16 protein-coding genes, 6 tRNA genes and 1 pseudogene are annotated in these 21,261 nt (G+C 44.7%); 15 read left to right on the top strand and 8 right to left on the bottom strand.

Annotated elements, in window-relative coordinates; genetic code table 11:
• Positions 1 to 12: 12 nt before the first annotated feature.
• On the bottom strand, positions 13 to 660 hold the full coding sequence (locus tag F893_RS13870; RefSeq protein ID WP_005104054.1) for a hypothetical protein: 648 nt from the start codon (positions 658 to 660) through the stop codon (positions 13 to 15).
• A gap of 286 nt (positions 661 to 946) precedes the next feature.
• Between F893_RS13870 and pilG the strand changes: the two genes are divergently transcribed.
• From pilG to F893_RS13840, 6 genes are all read left to right on the top strand, one after another.
• Entirely contained in the window at positions 947 to 1,330 is a 384-nt protein-coding gene (gene pilG, locus F893_RS13865) for a twitching motility response regulator PilG (protein ID WP_004280711.1), read from the top strand.
• A gap of 25 nt (positions 1,331 to 1,355) precedes the next feature.
• A complete protein-coding gene (locus F893_RS13860) occupies positions 1,356 to 1,724 on the top strand; it encodes a response regulator (RefSeq protein WP_004280710.1) in 369 nt (122 codons plus the stop codon).
• Between the two features lie 5 nt (positions 1,725 to 1,729).
• Positions 1,730 to 2,266: a chemotaxis protein CheW gene (locus F893_RS13855; RefSeq protein WP_004280709.1), complete on the top strand. Its 537-nt coding sequence runs from the start codon at positions 1,730 to 1,732 to the stop codon at positions 2,264 to 2,266.
• 46 nt (positions 2,267 to 2,312) lie between these two features.
• Positions 2,313 to 4,385, top strand: a complete 2,073-nt coding sequence (locus tag F893_RS13850; protein ID WP_005106253.1) for a methyl-accepting chemotaxis protein — start codon at positions 2,313 to 2,315, stop codon at positions 4,383 to 4,385.
• A gap of 167 nt (positions 4,386 to 4,552) precedes the next feature.
• Positions 4,553 to 8,995, top strand: a complete 4,443-nt coding sequence (locus tag F893_RS13845) for a hybrid sensor histidine kinase/response regulator (RefSeq protein WP_005252640.1) — start codon at positions 4,553 to 4,555, stop codon at positions 8,993 to 8,995.
• Positions 8,996 to 8,998: 3 nt separating this feature from the next.
• Positions 8,999 to 9,457: a hypothetical protein gene (locus F893_RS13840; protein ID WP_004280706.1), complete on the top strand. Its 459-nt coding sequence runs from the start codon at positions 8,999 to 9,001 to the stop codon at positions 9,455 to 9,457.
• 65 nt (positions 9,458 to 9,522) lie between these two features.
• Here the strand turns inward: F893_RS13840 and dapE are convergent, their stop codons facing one another.
• From dapE to F893_RS13825, 3 genes are all read right to left on the bottom strand, one after another.
• Positions 9,523 to 10,659, bottom strand: a complete 1,137-nt coding sequence (gene dapE, locus F893_RS13835; RefSeq protein WP_004280705.1) for a succinyl-diaminopimelate desuccinylase — start codon at positions 10,657 to 10,659, stop codon at positions 9,523 to 9,525.
• A 121-nt stretch (positions 10,660 to 10,780) separates the two neighbouring features.
• Complete coding sequence (locus tag F893_RS13830; RefSeq protein ID WP_004280704.1) at positions 10,781 to 10,933, bottom strand: entericidin A/B family lipoprotein; 153 nt, start codon at positions 10,931 to 10,933, stop codon at positions 10,781 to 10,783.
• Between the two features lie 112 nt (positions 10,934 to 11,045).
• Positions 11,046 to 11,921: a DUF1853 family protein gene (locus F893_RS13825; protein ID WP_004280703.1), complete on the bottom strand. Its 876-nt coding sequence runs from the start codon at positions 11,919 to 11,921 to the stop codon at positions 11,046 to 11,048.
• Between the two features lie 87 nt (positions 11,922 to 12,008).
• Here F893_RS13825 and F893_RS13820 point away from each other — a divergent pair.
• From F893_RS13820 to F893_RS13780, 9 genes and pseudogenes are all read left to right on the top strand, one after another.
• Positions 12,009 to 12,362 (top strand): annotated as a pseudogene (locus tag F893_RS13820) (YbaN family protein); the annotation flags it as partial.
• Positions 12,363 to 12,487: 125 nt separating this feature from the next.
• A complete protein-coding gene (elsL, locus tag F893_RS13815; protein WP_004280701.1) occupies positions 12,488 to 13,021 on the top strand; it encodes a cell wall-recycling L,D-carboxypeptidase ElsL in 534 nt (177 codons plus the stop codon).
• Between the two features lie 499 nt (positions 13,022 to 13,520).
• A tRNA-Val gene (locus F893_RS13810) sits at positions 13,521 to 13,596 on the top strand.
• A gap of 28 nt (positions 13,597 to 13,624) precedes the next feature.
• A tRNA-Asp gene (locus F893_RS13805) sits at positions 13,625 to 13,701 on the top strand.
• Between the two features lie 48 nt (positions 13,702 to 13,749).
• Positions 13,750 to 13,826 (top strand) — tRNA-Asp (locus tag F893_RS13800).
• 21 nt (positions 13,827 to 13,847) lie between these two features.
• Positions 13,848 to 13,923 (top strand) — tRNA-Val (locus F893_RS13795).
• Between the two features lie 12 nt (positions 13,924 to 13,935).
• Positions 13,936 to 14,012: transfer RNA gene (locus F893_RS13790), tRNA-Asp, on the top strand.
• A 106-nt stretch (positions 14,013 to 14,118) separates the two neighbouring features.
• A tRNA-Val gene (locus F893_RS13785) sits at positions 14,119 to 14,194 on the top strand.
• 72 nt (positions 14,195 to 14,266) lie between these two features.
• Positions 14,267 to 14,728, top strand: coding sequence for a DUF2750 domain-containing protein (locus tag F893_RS13780; RefSeq protein ID WP_005104048.1), 462 nt, complete (start codon positions 14,267 to 14,269; stop codon positions 14,726 to 14,728).
• 25 nt (positions 14,729 to 14,753) lie between these two features.
• Here F893_RS13780 and F893_RS13775 read toward each other — a convergent pair whose 3' ends face one another.
• The 4 genes from F893_RS13775 to yccS form a co-directional block, all read right to left on the bottom strand.
• On the bottom strand, positions 14,754 to 15,548 hold the full coding sequence (locus tag F893_RS13775; protein ID WP_005104046.1) for a YdcF family protein: 795 nt from the start codon (positions 15,546 to 15,548) through the stop codon (positions 14,754 to 14,756).
• A 98-nt stretch (positions 15,549 to 15,646) separates the two neighbouring features.
• Positions 15,647 to 18,229, bottom strand: a complete 2,583-nt coding sequence (locus F893_RS13770) for a PepSY domain-containing protein (RefSeq protein ID WP_004280698.1) — start codon at positions 18,227 to 18,229, stop codon at positions 15,647 to 15,649.
• Between the two features lie 169 nt (positions 18,230 to 18,398).
• Positions 18,399 to 18,959, bottom strand: coding sequence for a YcxB family protein (locus F893_RS13765; RefSeq protein ID WP_004280696.1), 561 nt, complete (start codon positions 18,957 to 18,959; stop codon positions 18,399 to 18,401).
• Between the two features lie 85 nt (positions 18,960 to 19,044).
• Positions 19,045 to 21,219 carry a YccS family putative transporter gene (gene yccS, locus F893_RS13760; protein ID WP_005104042.1) on the bottom strand — a complete coding sequence of 725 codons (2,175 nt, stop codon included), beginning with the start codon at positions 21,217 to 21,219 and terminating at the stop codon, positions 19,045 to 19,047.
• Between the last annotated feature and the right edge of the window lie 42 nt (positions 21,220 to 21,261).

Genomic DNA, 21,261 nt, shown 5'->3' with positions numbered 1-21,261 from the left:
AGCTATTTGTATTTATTCAAGTGCTTTTAAACGGGCGATAATTTTGTCGTATTCTGCTTCCAGATTTCGATAGCGACTTTGTAAAGATTGAATATTTTCTTTCTGGGAAGCGAGATTTTTCTGGTTATTGTCTAATGTTGTTTTCAGGTGTGCCGGTGGGGTTTTACCTTTACGTAAATATTCACGTTCCTGACGCACAAACATGACCCGATCTTTTTGCAGTTGCTTCATTTGTTCTTGCTGAAAATCAATCTGTTTTTTTAACTGGACCAGGCTGTCATTCTTTTTCTGTAAAGCGGTCTGGCTATTGTTATAAGCACGCTTGAGTTTATGATCTTCGGCAATTCGCTGCGCCTGTTGGGCACGTTGTGGCGCTTGCCTGATATCCGCTTCGGCATTATAAGGACGGGCACGCTTAATCACCTGCATATTCTGGTCAAGTGCTTCATAGCCATAACGGATATGATTTGGCGTGACATTAGTACTGATATTGGCCACACCCTTGCTGTCATAATAACGATACCAAGTGGCTTTTTGCGGGAGTTGGTTACTACTCGCACACGTTAAGCTCACCTGTAACAGTAGCAGCACAACAACAATGAATTGGCCAGTCATTTTATTTTTATCAATGACAGCAAGTTTTCTTAAAAACTGACTCATCATTGGCTCCCCGAATTTAAAGTTGACTAAATTACTTATTTTAAAGTAATAATCTTGTTATATTAGACTTAAATTTATCAATAAAAAACTACCGTTAGTCAAAAAAAAACCAATAACGATAAGAAAATGTGAAGCTGTTATTAAAAATAAATGATTTTGTCTACTTGTGTAGAAAATGTTCATTGATAATACAAGTGACTTTATGTTAAAAATGTTTATCGATCGTAATAAAATAATCCTATGAGCCTTATGGCATATAGTTTCTAAAATGGGAAGGGTTAAACAAATGGACGATAAATTCCAAAATCTAAAAATTATGGTTATTGATGACTCAAAGACCATTCGTCGTACTGCGGAAACTCTTCTTCAACGCGAAGGTTATGAGGTCATTACTGCAGTAGACGGTTTTGAGGCTTTGTCAAAAATTGCCGAAGCAAATCCAGATATCGTTTTTGTAGATATTATGATGCCGCGCCTGGATGGTTATCAAACCTGCGCCTTAATCAAAAACTCTCAGAATTACCAGAATATTCCTGTGATTATGCTATCGAGTAAAGATGGCTTATTTGATCAGGCCAAAGGTCGTGTCGTGGGTTCAGATGAATACCTGACTAAACCTTTTAGTAAAGATGAATTGCTCAATGCAATCCGTAACCATATTAGTGCTTAATATTTGATTTTTTTGGGGAATTGGCATGGCACGTATCCTAATTGTGGATGACTCACCGACAGAAACTTTTCGCTTTAGAGAGATTCTTTCTAAACACGGCTTTGAGGTGATTGAAGCAGCAAATGGCGCAGATGGCGTCACCATGGCACAGGCAGAATTGCCGGACCTAGTCCTGATGGATGTGGTTATGCCGGGCGTGAATGGTTTTCAGGCGACCCGCCAGATTGCACGTGGTGCAACGACCAAACATATTCCAATCGTGATTGTGAGTACTAAGGATCAGGCCACTGACCGTGTATGGGGCAAGCGTCAAGGCGCAGCGGATTATCTAACAAAACCAGTCGATGAAAAACAATTAATAGATGTAATTAAGCAGCACCTCAATGCAGGATAAGCTCTATGGCAGCAAATGGATTTATCGAATTGCTTCGCATTGCGAAACGGGGGAATAAAAACTACGTTTCCAATGGCAATGAAGTTAACCGATGGTCGGGCATTGCTTTTGAGATGATGGGGCAATATTTTGTTGCCCCGCTGGGGGAAGTATCAGAAGTGATTTATCCCCCAGAATATACGCCGGTACCCAAGACACAAGCATGGGTGTTGGGTCTGGCGAATATCCGGGGAAGACTGTTATCGGTTTCTGATCTGACGCAGTATGTATCAGGGCAGAGCAGTCAATTTTCACCGACTCAAAAAGTATTATGCATCAACCATAATGACCAGTATGTGGGTTTGGTCGTAGATCAAGTTTTGGGTATACAACATTTCAATAAGAAAAGTTTCTTTTCGAAGAAATCTGAATTGGATAAAAACTTACAAGAATATTGTCAGGGGTTTTTCCATCAGCACAACCAGCAGTGGCATGTGTTTTTATTCAGTCGTCTGTTGCAAAATCCAAAATTTATGAACGCATCTATAAAATTTATAAATTAAATGTCGCGCTCGAAAGTAAGCAAGGCGTCAACCGGGGAGAGGCTGCATGGGCTTTAAACTTAAAAAGAAAAATACAGGTGAGAGCACTGGCCGCAAAGGCGGTAATGCTTTTTTAGCTAAGATTCAAACGCAAGTAGATCAGTTATCACGTGTATTTGGTGATAGTGAAAAATCAAAACCGCTGATCTATGGAGCAGCAGGCTGTCTTTTAGCCGCACTGATCACTTTATTGTATCTTTTTTATAGTGTTCCACGTACCAACGAACTCACTCAAAGTCTGGGTGATTTGCGTCTCCTCTCGCAAACGATTTCGCGCCAAGCGACTGAAGCGACAGCTTCGGGTACGCCTGAGGCCATGAAGAACCTCACTGACTCGCAAAAAGCTTTTGCTGAAAATCTTGAGACAGTTAAAAGTATTCACTCTAACAATGATGCGTTGCAAGCTGTTGATAAACAGTGGACAGAAGTGTCGAGCAGTATTGATCTGATTACCTCACAACAAAAGATTATTAACCAGTTATACGACACCAACATCGCGATTGGTGAAGCGATTCCGGGGATTCAGGCGGAATATAACTTGATGGTCGACCAGATGGCACGTCAAGATATGCCATCGAACCAGGTGGTTATTGCCAAAAACCAGGTATTCATTGCAGAACGTATCTTACGTTCAATCAGTTTGGTACTGACAGGTAATGATGGTTCACGTGAATCTGCGGATGACTTCAGTGCCGATACCGAAACTTTTGGTTCTTATCTGAATGCACAGTTAAATGGTTCTGCTGAACTGGGTGTACAGCGTATTGCTGATCCAACCCTGCGTGAATCTCTGGAAGGCATCAAGGCTGAATATGATGACGTACTGGAATCTGCATCAGCGATTATTCTGAAAAACTCTACACAGATCGTAAAAGTTCGTCAGGCAGCCGCATCTATTTTTTCTCAATCTGATGTGCTTTTGGACAACCTGAATAAATTATCTGGTAACTCAGGTCTTAAAACGGTTGTTCCGGCAGTCCTTCTGATCGCATTATTAGTCGGTTTCTTGCTGTGTGTATTCAAGTTACTTTCTCTGCGTGGCTTGTCGGATAAGCAGCGTGTAGGCCGTTTACAAGAAGAATATGACCGTAACCAGAATGCGATTTTACGTTTACTGGATGAGATCGCCGATCTTGCAGATGGTGACTTGCGTTCATATGCAACAGTATCTGAAGACTTTACCGGTGCGATTGCCGACTCGATTAACTTTGCGATCGACCAGTTACGTGATCTGGTATCGCGTATTACTGAAACTTCTCAAGAAGTTGCGCAATATACTGCAACTACACAAAGCATTACCAACCAGTTAGCTGAAGCATCTGAACATCAGGCACAAGAAATTGCCGGTGCTTCTGCAGCGATTAACGAAATGGCATTGTCGATTGACCAGGTATCTGCCAACGCCGATGAATCAGCGGTGGTAGCAGAACGTTCAGTACAAATTGCTGCAAACGGTGCGGATGTCGTACATCGCTCGATTGAGGGTATGGACACGATTCGTGAACAGATTCAGGAAACTTCAAAACGTATTAAACGTTTGGGTGAATCTTCTCAGGAAATTGGTAACATTGTAGCCTTGATTAACGATATTGCTGACCAGACGAACATTCTGGCATTAAACGCAGCGATTCAGGCGTCGATGGCCGGTGAAGCAGGTCGTGGTTTCGCGGTCGTAGCCGATGAAGTACAGCGTCTTGCGGAACGTTCAGCTTCTGCAACCAAGCAGATTGAAGGCCTGGTAAAAACCATTCAAACGGATACGAACGAAGCCGTTATTTCGATGGAACAAACTACATCAGAAGTTGTACGTGGTGCGAACTTGTCTAAAGATGCCGGTGTGGCACTAGATGAGATTCAAACAGTATCGAACAACCTTGCGAAACTGATTGCGAACATTTCTGATGCTGCGAAACTGCAGTCAGCATCTGCAGGTCATATTGCGACCACGATGAATGTCGTACAGGAAATTACCTCGCAAACCACCAGTGCAACCTTCGATACAGCACGTTCAGTATCTGAACTGGCAAACATGGCCGATGCATTACGTGAATCTGTATCTGACTTTAAACTACCAGAATAAAGTCAGACATGATGGGGAAATGTGTCTTGACCGCGGTTGAGACACATTCAGAAAATACAGATAAAGCCTCGACAAGATGTACTTAACTTCATACGTTAGGTATCGCGTGACGGTCACAATTAAGTTTGAGCGCCCTTCTTGGCGGCATAACGTAAGAAGCATGAGCTATGAAAGAAATATTAAAAAATTTAGTTGAAACGACAACGCTTCCTGAAGATAGTTATCTTGACCAAGATGCAGAAATTCTTGAAATTTTTGTTGAGGAAATCGAAGAGATCTTCGTTGAGTTAAATGCTTTATTTCCAGAATGGTTGAGCAATCCAGATCATCAAGAAAATCTGAAGACCATTCGCCGCCATTTTCACACCCTGAAAGGTTCAGGCCGCATGGTCGGGGCAAAATCGGCAGGGGAAATGGCCTGGGCGGTTGAAGATACCTTAAACCGGGTTTTGTCCGGTTCGATTCAGCTAACACCGACGGTACAGAAATTTGCCCAAGCGGTACTGAATGTCTATCAATATGCTTTATATCCAAAATTCAAACATGTACAGCAATTGGATCTCGATCTGCGTCCAATGGTGCTGTTGGGACAACAATTACAACAACAAATTTCGCCTGAACCTGCGCTAGAAGAATTATTAGCATTGGCAGATCATTTGACCGCTGAAGGTCAGATGACAGGTCTTGAGCTTGCAGACAATGAGCCAAGTGAAGTTGAGCTAACAGTAGCTTCAGTAGAATTACCGGTTCGCAGTGATATCGAAGAAACTGTGGCGATCTTTATTGAAGAAGCAGAAGAGCATCTGGAAACGATAGCCACCTTCCTTCGTACTGAAGATGAAAAATCACAAGATTATAATGCGTTGATTCGTGCGATTCATACCTTGCGCGGCAGTTCATCCATGGCGCAGATTGACCAGATTTTTGAAGCCAGTTCTAAAGTAGAGCATCTGTTCAAAACCTTGCTACAAGATGAAATTGTCTCCACTTCAAAAGAAACTGCTTTACTGATTCAGTATGCCGAGTTTGTCAGTGACTATCTGCATTTGCTACGTCAGGGCAATACTGCAAAACTGGATGCGGTATACGCCACCTTTGAGCGTGTCTGGCATGATTATGGCTTTGCAGTTACTGAAACCAATAGCATTCAGACGCAAGGTTTGGTGTCTAAACTGGTTGAGCTGGATATTGATCTGTTATTGGATGCCGAGTTTGAATTTGATAAACGCGCCCAAGTCGATTATCCGGAATATATTCAGGCACTCAGCCAGCAGGCTGCAGAATTGCTGGCACATACAGAAAGCCGGGCAGCGCAAGGCATTCATGAATTCACTGCCGACCTGAAATTGGCTTATGATGCGCTGCTTGAAAAGCCAGTGCTGCTAAACAGCGATTATGCTTATGAACTGTTCGCACAGGCGCATCAGGAATTTATTCATTTATTTGATACCTTGGCCGCAGGACAGCGCGTCATTCTGAATGATGAGATTCAAAAAATACTCAGTGAACTGTCTGCATTTGTGCAGCAGGATCTCGAGATATTTGCTGAAGATACTAGCAATCAGAATGTTGAGCTAAGCTCAGAAACCACACAAGTAGCCGAGACTGGCAGTGTCGATTTTGCTAGTTTGAGTCAACGCATCGCTGCGGATCGTCAGCAGTGGCAAAGTGCTGAAACTAACCGTGATTTTGATGAAGAATTACTAAGTATCTTCCTGGAAGAAGCAGATGAATTGCTGGCAGGCATTGATGAAGATCTGAATACCTGGAGCAAAAAACAGGACGATACAACTTCGCTGAACAATCTGATGCGTCATTTGCATACCTTAAAAGGTGGTGCAAACATGATTGCAGCTTCGCATATCGGTTTGATTGCGCATGAACTGGAAAGTATTTATGAGCGGGTGATTCGTCAGCAAATTGCCGTGACACCTGCTTTAATCCAGATTATCCGTCTGGTTCAGGACAACGTGTCCGATCGTATTCAATCGATTCGGGAAGACGGTATTGATTATCCTGCACCAGAAGCGATTGCGATTCTGCAAAATATTCAGGCGCTGGTTTCTGGACAAGCTGTTGCTGCTGCGGAGAGCGCGAACGCTGTAGTTAAAGTTGCAGAGGTCGAAGCGACATCAATTCCTAAACCGCAACTTGAAGAGTCAGCAACGACTGAACAGCCTGCAACTGATCTGGCTGAAGCTGAAGAATTACTGGAAATCTTGGAATCTCCTGAGGCCACTGAAGACACACCAGTAGAACGCTCTGAAGAAGACGAACTGAAATCGATTGTTGAAGAATCTTTCCTTGAAGAATCCGAAGAGATTCTGGCGAATGCCGAGAAGCTCCTCAATCAATGGTTTGATCAGCGTAGTGACCGCAGTTTATTGCTGCAATTACAGCGTGCTGCCCACAGTATCAAGGGCGGCGCACGTATGATTGATGTTGAAGAAGTGGCCAGTATTGCCTATGAGCTGGAAACAACTTTCGAACAGTTTGCGGTCTATCAATTTAACTCGAATGCCTATGATGGCTTATTGCAGAAAACGCTGGTCTGGTTAAGACAGGCGATTTTCCAGCGTGACTATAACGGTTTTGAGCAGCTGCACAGCAGTCTGAAAAAGATTGCTTATGTGGACGTTACTGCGCAATTGCCTGAGCGTCTGGCGAAAACAGATAATCTGGTGGTCAGTACCGACTTCGGCTTTGTTGAAGGTGATGGTACTGAGCCGCCACAGATGATGGGTGAGTGGGCGAATAGTGGTAGCAGCGATAGCAATAACGAGATGATCCGTATCTCTGCTGATCTGGTCGAGAAGATGATTGACCTGTCCGGTGAGAACTCGATTAACCGTTCGCGTATCGAGATGGACCTGGGTCAGCTGGGCAATACCTTGAACGAGATGGAACTGGCAATCAAGCGTCTTGCCGATCAGTTACGTCGAATGGAAGGCGAGCTGGAATCACAGATTATTGCCAAACATGGTTCAGAGAACTCGCGCTATGCCGACTTTGACCCGCTGGAAATGGACCAATATTCCTCTCTAAACCAGCTGTCCAAATCACTGGCAGAATCTGCATCGGATTTGGTCGACTTCAAGAGTACCTTAGCCGACAAGATTCGCGAAACCGAAGGACTGTTATTGCAACAATCCCGTATTCAGGCCGAGATTCAGGAAAGCCTGATGCGTACCCGTCTGGTCCCATTTGACCGGATGTTGCCGCGTTTACAGCGTATTGTGCGTCAAACCTCGACCACCTTGAACCGTCCTGCAGAACTGATCGTACAGAATACCGAAGGTGAACTGGATCGTAATATTCTCGAGCGTCTGGTCACACCATTTGAGCATATGCTGCGTAATGCGATTGACCATGGCCTGGAAGATACGGCAGATCGTATCGCACTGAACAAGCCGGAAGTGGGTTCGATTGTCTTGAACATCAGCCGCCAGGGAACCGATGTAATCGTGTCCTTTAGTGATGATGGTAAGGGGATTGATGCAGAGAAGATTCGTGAAAAAGCGCTGAGTCTGGATCTAATCAAAGCGGATCAAGTCATTGATCAGGAAGAAATCCTGCAATTTATCTTCCATCCCGGTTTCAGTACCGCGAAAGCAGTGACCCAGATTTCTGGTCGTGGTGTCGGTCTGGACGTGGTACAAAGCGAGATCAAATCATTGGGCGGCCATGTGTCAGTAAGCTCGGAACTGGGCAAGGGTACGGTCTTTACGATTCGCGTACCGACGACCGTAGCGGTCAGCGATGCCTTGATGGTGAAAGTGGGCGATCAGCAATATGCGATTTCTCTGGCACAGATTGACCGAATCGTGCGTATTGCGCCGACCACATTGGAAAGCTATTTCAACAGTAAAGATGACTATTTCAAGATCGATGGCGCAAACTATAAGCTGCGCTATCTGTCTGAGTTTGTGGGCAACCAGCCGATTCCACGTCTGAATAATGTTGGGCATTCATTGCCGGTGCTGTTGATTAAAGGAAATAGTGGTCAGACCATTGCCTTACTGGTCGATCAGCTGGTCGGTTCACGAGCGCAGATTGTAGTAAAACCGATTGGACAGCAGTTTGCCAACGTCGGGGTAGTGGCCGGTGCCACGATTCTGGGTGATGGTCAGGTCTGTCTGATTCTCGATGGACAGAATGTTGCCCGCCAGATTCAGGCGACACAGCGTGTCAAACAGCTGAATGATCAGCGTGATGGTTCGCGTAATTCAAATGCACGTCGTCTGGTGATGATTGTCGATGACTCGGTGACTGTACGTAAAGTGACGTCGCGTCTGCTTGAACGTCAAGGCTATGATATTGTCACTGCCAAAGATGGCGTAGATGCGATCGAGCAGCTTGAAAACGTCAGACCGGATCTGATGTTGCTGGATATCGAAATGCCGCGCATGGACGGTTTCGAAGTGACCAATCTGGTTCGTCACCATGATATTCACCGTGACTTGCCGATTATCATGATTACCTCACGTACCGGTGAGAAGCATCGTGAACGTGCATTCAGCCTGGGCGTAACGCACTATATGGGTAAACCGTTCCAGGAAGCGGAATTGCTGGCCAATATCCAACAACTGATTGCTGAAAAACAGGGGTAATACATGAGTCAGACCAATTCGAACAGCAAAATGGCTGATCAGATTAGCCAGCAGGAACTTCAGCATCTGATTACGGTATCGACCGGATTTATTGATGCCTATATTATTGACTGTCATGGCAAAGATCCGATGTTATTGCCACAAAACATTGTCCTGTCAGCACTGGATAGCAATACCCAGGTTAAGACAGTGGAGTGGCATGAAGCACAGTTGCCGGTCTATGCAGTAAATGATCCGTCACGTCAAAATGGGGTGGCACTGGTGATTGAGGGTGATGAAATCACTCAGCGTTTTGCCTTGATGTGCAATGAAATGCCGAAAACCATCCGGATTCGTATTTCCGAAGTGGTCGATGTCGATCAGCCGGTGAATGATCCTGCCATCTTTCAATATGTGCGCATGAACGAACAGCTGTTCCATATTCCGAATATGACGAATATTCAGGCTGCAATCGGACTGTAATTCAAACTATAAAATATAAAAAAGGAACTCCAGGGAGTTCCTTTTTTATTGCGTTATGAATTTACTTAATTGGCGAGTAAATTCACGAGAATCTGCTCATAGATTTCAGTCAATGGCTCTAGGTCGTCAATATCGACATGTTCATTGATCTGGTGGATCGTAGCATTTAATACACCAAGTTCGAGTACCTGTGCGCCGGTAGGGGCAATAAAGCGGCCATCTGAGGTACCGCCCGAAGTCGAGAGTTCGGTTTCAGTTCTTGTTACATTCAGAATTGCAGTTTTAGCTGCATTCACTAGTTCACCGATCGGGGTCAGGAAAGGCAAGCCCGACAAAGTCCAGGAAACATCATAGTCCACACCATGACGATCCAGAATTTCTAAAGTACGTACTTTGAGTTCTTCGGCGGTCACTTCAGTTGAATAACGCCAGTTGCACAATAGGTTCATGGTGCCGGGAACAACATTGGTTGCGCCTGTACCCGAATTGATATTGGAAATCTGGAAGGTCGTCGCCGGGAAATATTCGTTGCCATGATCCCAGACTGTGTCGCACAGTTCAGCAATGGCTTTAGAAGCGGTATGAATCGGATTCACGGCCAGATGCGGATAAGCCACATGACCCTGTTTGCCTTTGACTGTAAGGTTGGCATTTAATGAACCACGACGGCCATTTTTGACTATATCGCCCAGTTTATTAGTACTTGACGGTTCACCGACCAGACACCAGGTAATTTTCTCATTACGCGCTTCCAGTGTTTCAATCACTTTCACCGTGCCGTTAATCGATGGACCTTCTTCATCTGAAGTAATCAGGTAGGCAATCGAACCTTTATGATTCGGATATTTTTCAATAAAACGTTCTGTGGCGACTACCATGGCTGCCAACGCCGTCTTCATGTCGGCACTGCCACGACCATAAAGTTTGCCTTCACGGATTTCTGGTAAAAAAGGATCTGAGTTCCAGGCATCCAGATTCCCTGTTGGCACGACATCGGTATGGCCAGCGAAACAGAAGACCGGACCTTCTGTGCCTTTGCGTGCCCAGATATTATCTACATCTTCAAAGCGCATGGATTCAATGTTGAAACCAATCTTCTTTAAGCGTTCAGCCATGATGTTCTGGCAGTCATGATCAATCGGTGTGACAGAAGGCTGACGTAATAGTTGCAGGCTTAAATCGAGGGTAGCGGAAGAGCTCATACGGTATTCAACAGTCGATAATTTTTTCGGTTCTATAATAGGCGAATATAGACGTGAATGTGAACGACTGATATAAAAAAACCCTATCTGAGATAGGGTTCTGTGAGCGTTTAGGAAAAAACTAGTTTTGACGGATTTCGTCAGAGGTTTTTTCAGCAGTATTGGTTACCGCATCGCCAGCCTTAGACACATCTTTGCCCATGCCTTTTACGGTGTTACAGCCAGTCAATACAAAAGCCATCATTAATGAAGCAGCAAGAATTTTTTTCATCATCATCTCCGTATAATCAATAATAAAATTATTATGATGTGGGACTTAGAGTAGAAAATATACGCCCTAAAAAATATGTGGTTTTCATAGTGCTTCGGTTAATAAATGTAATGCTTTATAGGGGCTTATGCGATGGATGCTGGATCAGCACCGGATTGCGATACATATAAAAGTCATTGCTATCGAGTTTTTTATAAAGTCCATCCGTCCACCAGATCGCAGCTGAACTGCTCGGCCGGGCTTGCGGATAAATCCATTCATGTCGTTGCAGACGATAAAAACCGTGCTGTGCAGCAGGAATATACTGTCCCCATAAACCCAGACGCCGTTCTATATTAATCCATGAGGGAATTGGCTGATCGGCATGATGTGTAGGCAAATACAGCTGTCCCTTGAGGACGCAAAAACGTTTTTGAATGGGATGCTGCAAAGCCTCATCAAACTGGAATTGTTTTTGCGTGAAATGCTTCATTTTTCTGATTAAAGTATCGGTGCGGTTCAGGCCATACCAATGCGGCAGGCTAAAATCGGCTTCGGCCAGATAATATTTCAGTGCTACTTCCCAATGTTCAATCTGTCCTGTATCGGTATTTAATAACAGAAAATCCAGCTCACCCAAGGTCTTGGCACCCTCAATTTTTTGCAGACTATGACCAAGCAACCGATAGGGATGGTAAACATCATCGAGCAACCAGAACCAGACCAGCATTTCAAAGCGCAGCCCCAAACGTGTGCTTTTCAGTTGCTGCACAAATTTGATTAATTCTTCTGGATGCTGATCGAGAAACTCCAAGCGTGGATGATAATGGTCAAGATGTTGCTGCCAGGTCTGGCTGTAATGCAACTCAAAACGATGTATGAGCTCAAGTTCATCTGGAACATGGGACAGGATATTCGGACTGCCAATAGCAAATGCCAGTTGCCGCACCAAAGGATGTTGATAACGTTGCCATGCTTCTACAAGATTTTGGTTTAAACTGGAAAAGGGCATAGTACAACCTGTGAAAAGTGCAGAAATACAACGGACAGTATCGGAAAACGCTTTATACTACCTGAATTCTGCGGCTAGGGTTGATATATGAAAGTGTTGTTTTGGCGAAGTCTGGTGGTGCTGTTTGTGATCCTGGGCTTTATCGGTGCAATCCTGCCGGGTATGCCAACAACGGTCTTTTTGATTCTGGCGGCCTGGGCGGCATCCAAGGGCTGGCCGCAAATGGATGACTGGTTATTGAATCATCCCAAATATGGCCCGACCTTAAGAGATTGGCGCGTACATGGTACTGTACCGCGTAAGGCCAAATGGCTGGCCAGTATCATGATGCTGATCAGCGGGATCATCATGCTGTTTACCACGGCACCCTTGGCCGTAAAAGCCTTTACCAATATTACGATGCTGATCGTCGCGATCTGGTTATGGCGACGCCCTGAACCGAATCAGATCATTATTCAGCAAAATACAGTCGATCCAGAAAAGACAGATCTACAAACTCCGCAATCTGTAGATAGTAAATTAAACCCTATAAAACCAAACAAAATAGAGTCTGAGAATAACAAGTCATGAGTACCTTGCATCTGGATCAAGCCGATATCCTGATTGATCTTGCCCAACAAAAACTGTATCTGCCCCGTCTAAACAAGCAATATCTGATTTCCAGTGGCAAAAATGGCATTGGCGAAACTGAAAATAGTGGCCAGACTCCTCGTGGATGGCACAAAGTCGCTGAAAAGTTTGGTCAGAATGCTCCCTTAAATAGTGTATTTGTCGCACGTCAGGTGACGGGTGAAATTTATAATCCCCAATTGGCAGCAGAATTTCCGCAGCGTGACTGGATCCTGACGCGCATTTTATGGCTGAGTGGCCTTGAGGCAGGTTTTAATCAAGGGGAGGGCTGCGATACCTATCAGCGTTATATCTATATTCATGGCACCCCAGAAACCGAAAAGATGGGAGAGCCGCTGTCGCACGGCTGTATTCGTATGCGTAATCCGGAGGTCGCTGAATTATTTGACCTGATCAGTGAAGATGCACTGGTTTATATCTCAGAACAGACATTAGATCTGGAAAAACTAAATGTTTCGAAAAGCGAATAAAAGTTAGATTTTAAGATCATGTGAAAATGATTTTGTTTTTATGGGCTGAATCTGCTTGATCTTGATGGAGACAGGAGAAAAGATTGATTAATCTGATCCAGATCCTATTTTCATGGCATAGAACAGGTTGAATCATCCTCTAAAGCTTAAATTTATCGCTATTTCCCACTTAAAAATAAATGACAGTTGCAAGATTACATGAAAACAACGTCGAGTATTTTAAAGCTTTGTATAATCCTTAATCAGAATTGCAATATGTCGTGTGGTTAGACTGAAACTTCGCAGGGTAAAACACAAAATTTCGCTTCAATTTTCATTTTGAAAATTAAAAAATTTCGGTAGAGACTTAAAAAATAAACAAAAAGTGTTGTTTTTTTTAACAAACAACCTATTTTTTAATCACTCACACCTAAAAAGTGGAAAACATTCCGAAAAGCGTTTGACAGGCTGTGCAGATTCTCTATAATGCACCCATCAAACGATGATAGACGTTTAGAAAGGGCGCTTAGCTCAGTTGGTAGAGCGTCTGCCTTACAAGCAGAATGTCGGCGGTTCGATCCCGTCAGCGCCCACCAAGCTCTTTCATGTTGAGACCTTATAGTTGCAGCGGTAGTTCAGTTGGTTAGAATACCGGCCTGTCACGCCGGGGGTCGCGGGTTCGAGCCCCGTCCGCTGCGCCACTTTAAGATCTTGATTTTCGTTTGCCACAATAGCGACATTGTGTAAATGCAGCGGTAGTTCAGTTGGTTAGAATATCGGCCTGTCACGCCGAGGGTCGCGGGTTCGAGCCCCGTCCGCTGCGCCATTTATACGATAGACCTTTTGAGGGCGCTTAGCTCAGTTGGTAGAGCGTCTGCCTTACAAGCAGAATGTCGGCGGTTCGATCCCGTCAGCGCCCACCAGATTCTTACGATGCAGCGGTAGTTCAGTTGGTTAGAATACCGGCCTGTCACGCCGGGGGTCGCGGGTTCGAGCCCCGTCCGCTGCGCCATCTTAAGATGAAAAGCTTGGATTCCTGAGATCTGAGTTTTCAAGATACCAAGACTACATTCCTTGTTGGTCTTGCGTCATTTAAAACAACGTTGTTGTTTTTCTCAGGGCGCTTAGCTCAGTTGGTAGAGCGTCTGCCTTACAAGCAGAATGTCGGCGGTTCGATCCCGTCAGCGCCCACCATATCTTCTTGCTTCAACTCGATTTATTCCTTAGAATCTGATTCTATTATAATAATATTAAGATTTCACGATTATGAGAAATCCCTATCAGCGCAAAGCCGCGACCAAATCCCAAAAAACTGCTTTCGATCCTCAACAGCTTTATAAGCAATATATTGAAGCCATTGTTGCCAATGCTGGCATTTTTGCACTCTACCAAGATGGCTGGGCCTTATGTGCCACGCCTACCGGACAACGCGCATTTGCCTGCTGGCAAAGTAAAGGTCTGGCTCGACTGCTGATTAAAGACAATTGGGCAAATTACGAGATTCAGGAAATTGGTCTTAAGGATTTTGTAGAGAAAGTCATTCCCTTTTTACGTCAGGAAAGTACCATTGTTTCGCTTGATCTGACCCCGGAAGGACAGAATATTCTGGTGGCACCGGAAAAATTATTACTCGATATTAAAAATTATCTGTATCAGATTTATGTGCAAAAACCTGAACTGTTTAAAAATCCGGATATGCCTTTGCCTAGGCAGATCCGTTTAAATTAAATTTATTGTTTTTAAAACAGCTTGTTTATTGGAACAATGAATATTCATTCAGTAGCCAGCCACTAATCAAAGCAAAATATTCGCGTAACCAGGAATTATAGCGAACATTCTGGGGTGTGCTGGCACTCAGGCTGATGACTTGTTGATAACCCTGATGTCTGGCAATGGCGCGAGCACGAGGGCTGTGAAAATCGCTGGTGACAATCGCAATTGGCTCATTTCGATCAATATGTTGCTGTTTTAATATTGCCTGAGAATATTGCAGGTTCTGTTGGGTACTCCTGCTTTGATCTTCTAGGCTAATGGGGTTGTTGAGCTGCGGATAGTTCGTATGGATATAACTTTGCATGACTTCAGCTTCGCTCTGTCTCTCCCAGAAATTTCGTCCACCGGTCATAATGATTAAAGTCTTCGGATATCGTTCTGCATATTTTGCTGCGGTATCCAGACGATTTTTTAAGATGGGTGAGGGCTGACCCTGATTAATACCACTACCTAATACTAAAATCGCTGCAGCAGGTCGTGCCGGAACAGTCGGGTTGATTGACATCTGGATATAAGCGAAGAAAGCAGCGACACTGATGATCCAGAATAGAAATCCGCCCCAGAGACTGTTCCAGAACAAGGTTCTGAATCGGGAATTCTGTTTCCAGCGCTGAATAGATGAAAAAAACAAGGCATACAGGATGAATGCCACCCCAATGAAGGTAGACAAGGCAATAGCAAAATGCCTCTGACCTTGGCTCAGTAACCAGACGCTATTGAGACATAGAATCAAGCCAAAGATCAGGCTAAGACTTCGTTTAAGTTGATTGAGCATCCAGAGTTCCTTTTTTCTTATTCATATTCTTATTATTGCTTTTGTATCTTCAATAAAAACCGGGCCATTGAGCCCGGTTTTTAGCATATCAGGTTATCTTAATATACATCACGGCGATAACGTCCATCCAGACGTAATTGATCTAGCATTGTTTCACCGAGAATCTCGGTCAGGGCCTGATCCACATCGCTGGCCATACCATTGATGCTACCACAAACATAAATCACCGCACCTTGTGCAATCCAGGCTTTTAGTTCTTCAGCCTGTTCACGCAGTTTATGGTGTACATAGACTTTTTCCTGCTGGTCGCGCGAGAATGCAAGATCGAGACGTTTCAGGGTTCCCATTTGCAGCCAGGCCTGAATGGTTTCTTCAAAGAAGAAGTCATGTTCACGCTGACGTTCACCAAAGATTAGCCAGTTCTGGCTATAGTCCTGACGGTTACGCGCACTGAGCAGACTTAATAATCCCGCAATCCCGGTACCATTACCAATACAGATAATCGGGCGGTTGTCATCAATCAGGTGGAAAGACTCATTGCTGCGAATACGCAGTGCAATGGGTGCATTAAGCGCTGAATGTTGAGTCAACCAGCCGGAACCCAGACCGAGATTACCATTCGTGTCGGTTTGCTGACGTACCACCAGACGCAAAACCTGCTGGCTTGGAATGCTGGCAATCGAGTATTCACGTGTTGCCAAAGCCGGTAATTGCGTGAGGAGCTGATCCAGAGAATCAAAAGGTTCAGCTTGAGTCAGATCACGATCCCAGAGTGCCTGTTCAATGCTTTGATGCAGAGATGGGACCTCTGTACCCGCTGCAATCTGGTGCTTTTGCATAAATGCATGAATACGTTCTTGGCTATTCCCTGGTTGAACCTCGGCAATATCACCTGCTTGCCAGATGGCTTCATGTTCAGGGGTCAGTTCGATATTGAAGGCAGGCGCACCCAGACTACCTGGATTGAGGACTTCACGTTTACTCAGGTTCCAGTGATCAAAGGTCTTATCGATACTCATCGCTTGTAGCTCAAGTCGAGTGACTTGTGCCAGTGCAGTATTCCATTGCTGGATATGCTCGTTGTTGGCATTGTCGACTTCAATTGTATTGAATAGCTGCTGGGCACCATTCTGTTTTAACCACTGATCAATACGGTGACCAAAACTGCAATAGCTGTCTGGATATTCCTGAGAACCTAAGGCCAATACAGCATAACTTAAATGACTGAGATCAGCTTGAGCAGACAGGATTTTTTTCTCAAAAGAAGAAGCCAGATCCGGCGCTTCACCTGTGCCATAAGTACTGGCAACAAATAATACCTGTTCGGTTTGCTGTAAATCGGCAAGCGTCAGTTGCTGTACCGGCTTGACGGTTACCGGTTGGCGTGCTTCCTGTAGGGCAGTTGCTGTACGCCAAGCCAGTTGCTCAGAAACCCCTGTTTGTGAGGCATAAGCAATGAGCCACGGTTTGGCATTTTCATCGACGTTCACTGCAGTCGCACCCTGACGTGCTTCCAGCGTTAAGCGTTTTTGTTTGCGACGTTTCAGATAGAGCATCCAACCTGTCACAAAGAACAATGGCATCAACAAGGCTGCGACCATGACAAGGAACTGATAGATCGGGCCGAAGAAGCTGCCACGATGCACCGGTAACATGCTGCTCATGATCTTTTCATTGAGCTTTTTATCTTCATACAGCTCGACTTCGGTAAATTCAGCTGTCTGGTAATTATAAGTAGCACTGTTTCGTGCACGCTCATGTTGAGCGATCGGATCCACAAAGCTCAGCTGCATTTCGCCATCCGGTTTTTTTGGAAGGTTAAACGTTACGGTAGAATACTTATCTGAAAATTCAGTGTTAAAGCCAATCCAGCTCTGGTCTAGTGCACGGACAGTAGTTTCAGGGCTGAGACCTTCGCGTGCTTCACCTTCAGCACGTGGGCCACGTTCGCCGCCTGGATGTCCTTCACCACGGTTATTGCCGGCATTGGCCTGCATTTCCGGTTGCGGACGCTCTACACCCAGTACCTTAAACATGCCATTGCGCCACCAGTCATAAGACCAGTACAGGCCGGTACAGGCTAAAATCAGGTAAAAAATCACCACCCAGGTTCCCACAACAGCGTGCAGATCCCAGATAAAATTACGGCCTTTCAGCTGAGGTTTTACAAAGAACCATTGCTTGATCGAATGACGTTTCGGCCAGCGCAGGTATAGACCTGACAAGACAAAAAAGATCAGCATCAGGGTACAGGCACCGGTAATCTGTTTACCTACTGGACCAACCGTCAAATTACGATGCAGTTGCTGAATAAACTGGAAAAACTCCCGACCCTTAATCTCTGGTAAGACTTCCGCAGTATACGGGTTGATCATGATGTTCTGACCACGCCGTGCGCCTTCTTTAGCGACATTCACGGTACTCGAAGCACTTGGATCTTGTGCCACGGTAATACTGTTGATCTTCATGTCAGGCGCAGTACGGTTAAAGTGCTGATACAGCTCGGCAGGCGTGAGTTTGTCACGTTGCTGAACCTGAACCGTATAACTGTCGCTATTCATCCATTTTAATATTTGTTGTTCATAGGAATAGATTGCGCCAGTGACCCCCATTATCGAGAGGATTAAACCCGCTGTAATCCCCAGAAACCAGTGGATTTGGAAAAATGTCTTTTTAAACATGGTCGTCAGATTAAGGGTGAGATCTATAAAAGTGGCAAAATTATAACTGAAGTTTAAGCTCGAATTATAGGTGTTGAGGATAATATTTATTCTCATTATCATTTATTGTTTTGAGATTAAAAAAACCTCCATGCCGGGACAGGAGGTTTTTCACTGAAGAAAGAACAGTTTAGATTTGTTTTGCTGCGCCGACTTCTGCTTCCAGATGCTTGCGAATCGTGGCGAAAGAGAAGTTTTTGCTGTCCAGACGTTTCGGCAGGATATATGCACCTTGCTGGCCTTTTACCTTGAAATTGACCAACATGAATTCTGGTGTGTTGTACCATTCATAGATGTCTTTCCAGCTAATCGCCCCAACACCTTCTTGCATGCCCATTTTCTGACGCATCACGATGCCATGTGGTTGTACGCCCAGGCGAACACCTTTGATTTCCTGTACCGGAAATTCATTCATCTTGCGTTTAACATACCATTCCAGACCAAAGGTACGTATCAGGTAATACAACACCACACAGACAATGGCCACCCAGCAGAACACGGTAGAATAGTTCTTCAGGAGCAGAATGCCCAGAATAGAAAGTGCAACAACAGCACCCATGATCAGCCATGCTTTCATGCCAATTTTATTGGTACTACGCCAGATCACCAGCTGAGCATGACGCTGCTCGGCTTCTGAAATTTCATAGTTCACAGGCTGGAGGGTATAAGCGTATAAATTTTTCGCGGTCATAGTGAAATTAGCAGATTTTAAACTGTAAAAAGTTTAGCACTAATTGTACCAATTCAGTGAGTATATTGTTCCAAAATCAGCCAAATTATAATGAACCTAATTCAGTTGCCTGTTCATCACGCTCATGACTCAAACTTTGTTTCAGTTGACTCAACTGCTTTAAAATGCTGAACATTAAAGACAGCTGCTGCAAAATGATCAGGGATTTCTGATCTTGCTCCTGATCTTGAGCCAAGCGCTGTCGAATATGGGGAATCATATTTTGCGCACTTAAATCGGGCATTTCATCTCGTAACAATGCACCACGAATGTTCTCGAGAGCTTTGTCCAGTAAATTCAGAATGTCCTGATCTTCAATTTTTTCCCGGTGTGCGCCCAGTGCAGCAATATAACTGATAAAAGTATGGTTCAGACAAAGGAACTCAAAGGCTAGCGATTTTTGTACCGGATCAATATCCGGTTCAGTGGCCAATGTCGAAATCAGTGAGGCTACCTCGGCATCGGTATTATGAGCAGCACGGCGCACAATCCGATATTTCAGGCCGTTATTACGTCCTGACTTATACTGCTCGATCACTTCGCTCAAATAATCCGCTTCTGCTTGCAAGCTGCGTTTGATACTTCGAGGCAAACGCCGGAACTTCCAGTCCGGGAAAATAAAGCTGACGCCGAACCAGGCAATCGCACAGCCAATCAAGGTGTCGATCATACGCGGGATGGCCGCGGCATAGCCCATACCATCCAGATTGAAGTTGATCAGCGCTAAAATCGTAATAAAGGCTGTGGCCTGTGCATACTGTTTACTGCGTAATTCAAAGAATAGAATCCCGCTCAATACCAGAAGTAATAATTGTCCTTCGATGGAAGGCACAAAATACAGAATGGCATAACCGAGAATAATACCGACCAACGTACCGACAATACGCAGACGTAAACGCCGTTTGGTGGCGTTAAAGTTCGGCTGGCTGACAAAGAGTGCCGTTAATAAAATCCAGTAACCATATTCAATATTGCTGACCTGTACGAAGATATAGCTGATCAGCAGCACAATCGACAGGCGAATGGCATGCCGGAACAGTACCGACTCGGGTGTCAAATGCTGCTTAATCCGAATCTTGATATCATCCCAGCCTTTCAGGTCATCATCTCTGAGCTGGTTTTCGATATGTTTGAAACGCTCGGATTTGATACTTTGCTCGGTTTCCAGGTTGCGTAACTGGGCATCAATCGATTTCAGGTTTTGAAACAACGCAAACAGGGCGCTAATCCAGACCTGATCATACTGCTGCTCCTGACGTAACTTATCCAGAGACTGTCTCAGGTTGTCAAAGGTATGCTTAAAGCGCTGGTTATGCACATAGGGTTTGCGCATTAGCAAACTTTCACTCAGGTCCTTACAGGCTTTGCCCTGAATTGACATAATGCGCTGGAAGCGGAACAGGATATCGCTATGCTGGAAAATCTTGGCCAGTTTCTGATAATCAATATGCGCTGAATCGGCACGTTCATGAATATCCTGCGCCACAAAATAATATTGCAGGCTGCGACGGGTATCTTTTTGCCCACGGTCGCCTTTCAGGCGAGTCAAAAGGGCAGTTTTCATTTCATTAAAAATCGCAATCAGTTTGCCATTTTCCAGCGAGAGTTCAATCATGCTTTGTTGATAGCTTTTCGGGGTCATGTCCACATCAAACAGATTGGACTTGGCATATAAAAAGTCACCGAGCGCAGAATAGGAAATGGCAAGCTTGTCTTGCGCCAACCGGGCAGGGAAGATCAGGAAACTGAGGGTCGACAGCAGACCGTACCACATCGCGCCGATGACCAATAAACCAGCCTGTTTATACCATTCATCAAACAGCTCTACCCCGAGCATGGAATAAACGGAAATCACCAGACAGCCGTAAGAAATCGTGGCATAGCGTCGCCCTAGTGAACCCAGCAAAATCAGGGCAATACAGGACACAATTAAGGCCAAGGCAAACAGCAGGGGATAAGGAAAAAGCAGATATACGCCTACTGCCGTAATAAAGAAGCCAATGTAGGTGTAGAGCAGATTTAAAATCCGCACCGAAAAGCGGTCATCAATATCGCTTAAACCGGCTGCGACCACACCTAAAGTCAGTGGAATCGTCATCAATTGTTGTCCCATAAAATAGGGAACAAAGGCGGTACCTGCAAATGCCGTCATCATGCGCAGGTTATACATCAAAGTCGTATTATAGGTGGTTTGCTTGAGACGAGTGAGCCAAGATTTCAAAGGTCATCCTTTATACTGCAGTCTTAGAGCTGAATCTGAATA

Origin of the sequence: Acinetobacter sp. CIP 102136 (assembly GCF_000369685.1) — a bacterium.
GTDB classification, from domain to species: Bacteria; Pseudomonadota; Gammaproteobacteria; order Pseudomonadales; family Moraxellaceae; genus Acinetobacter; species Acinetobacter fasciculus.
The sequence above is the reverse complement of the archived record's forward strand: the minus strand, read 5'-3'. Positions and strand labels throughout refer to the sequence as shown.

Coding starts and splice junctions, on each gene's coding strand:
- F893_RS13840 (WP_004280706.1), top strand. CDS start 8,999: ATGAGTCAGACCAATTCGAACAGCAAAATGGCTGATCAGATTAGCCAG.
- F893_RS13870 (WP_005104054.1), bottom strand. CDS start 660: ATGAGTCAGTTTTTAAGAAAACTTGCTGTCATTGATAAAAATAAAATG.
- F893_RS13780 (WP_005104048.1), top strand. CDS start 14,267: ATGAGAAATCCCTATCAGCGCAAAGCCGCGACCAAATCCCAAAAAACT.
- F893_RS13860 (WP_004280710.1), top strand. CDS start 1,356: ATGGCACGTATCCTAATTGTGGATGACTCACCGACAGAAACTTTTCGC.
- F893_RS13775 (WP_005104046.1), bottom strand. CDS start 15,548: ATGCTCAATCAACTTAAACGAAGTCTTAGCCTGATCTTTGGCTTGATT.
- F893_RS13765 (WP_004280696.1), bottom strand. CDS start 18,959: ATGACCGCGAAAAATTTATACGCTTATACCCTCCAGCCTGTGAACTAT.
- F893_RS13825 (WP_004280703.1), bottom strand. CDS start 11,921: ATGCCCTTTTCCAGTTTAAACCAAAATCTTGTAGAAGCATGGCAACGT.
- F893_RS13855 (WP_004280709.1), top strand. CDS start 1,730: ATGGCAGCAAATGGATTTATCGAATTGCTTCGCATTGCGAAACGGGGG.
- F893_RS13845 (WP_005252640.1), top strand. CDS start 4,553: ATGAAAGAAATATTAAAAAATTTAGTTGAAACGACAACGCTTCCTGAA.
- dapE (WP_004280705.1), bottom strand. CDS start 10,659: ATGAGCTCTTCCGCTACCCTCGATTTAAGCCTGCAACTATTACGTCAG.
- F893_RS13830 (WP_004280704.1), bottom strand. CDS start 10,933: ATGATGAAAAAAATTCTTGCTGCTTCATTAATGATGGCTTTTGTATTG.
- F893_RS13770 (WP_004280698.1), bottom strand. CDS start 18,229: ATGTTTAAAAAGACATTTTTCCAAATCCACTGGTTTCTGGGGATTACA.
- F893_RS13850 (WP_005106253.1), top strand. CDS start 2,313: ATGGGCTTTAAACTTAAAAAGAAAAATACAGGTGAGAGCACTGGCCGC.
- elsL (WP_004280701.1), top strand. CDS start 12,488: ATGAGTACCTTGCATCTGGATCAAGCCGATATCCTGATTGATCTTGCC.
- pilG (WP_004280711.1), top strand. CDS start 947: ATGGACGATAAATTCCAAAATCTAAAAATTATGGTTATTGATGACTCA.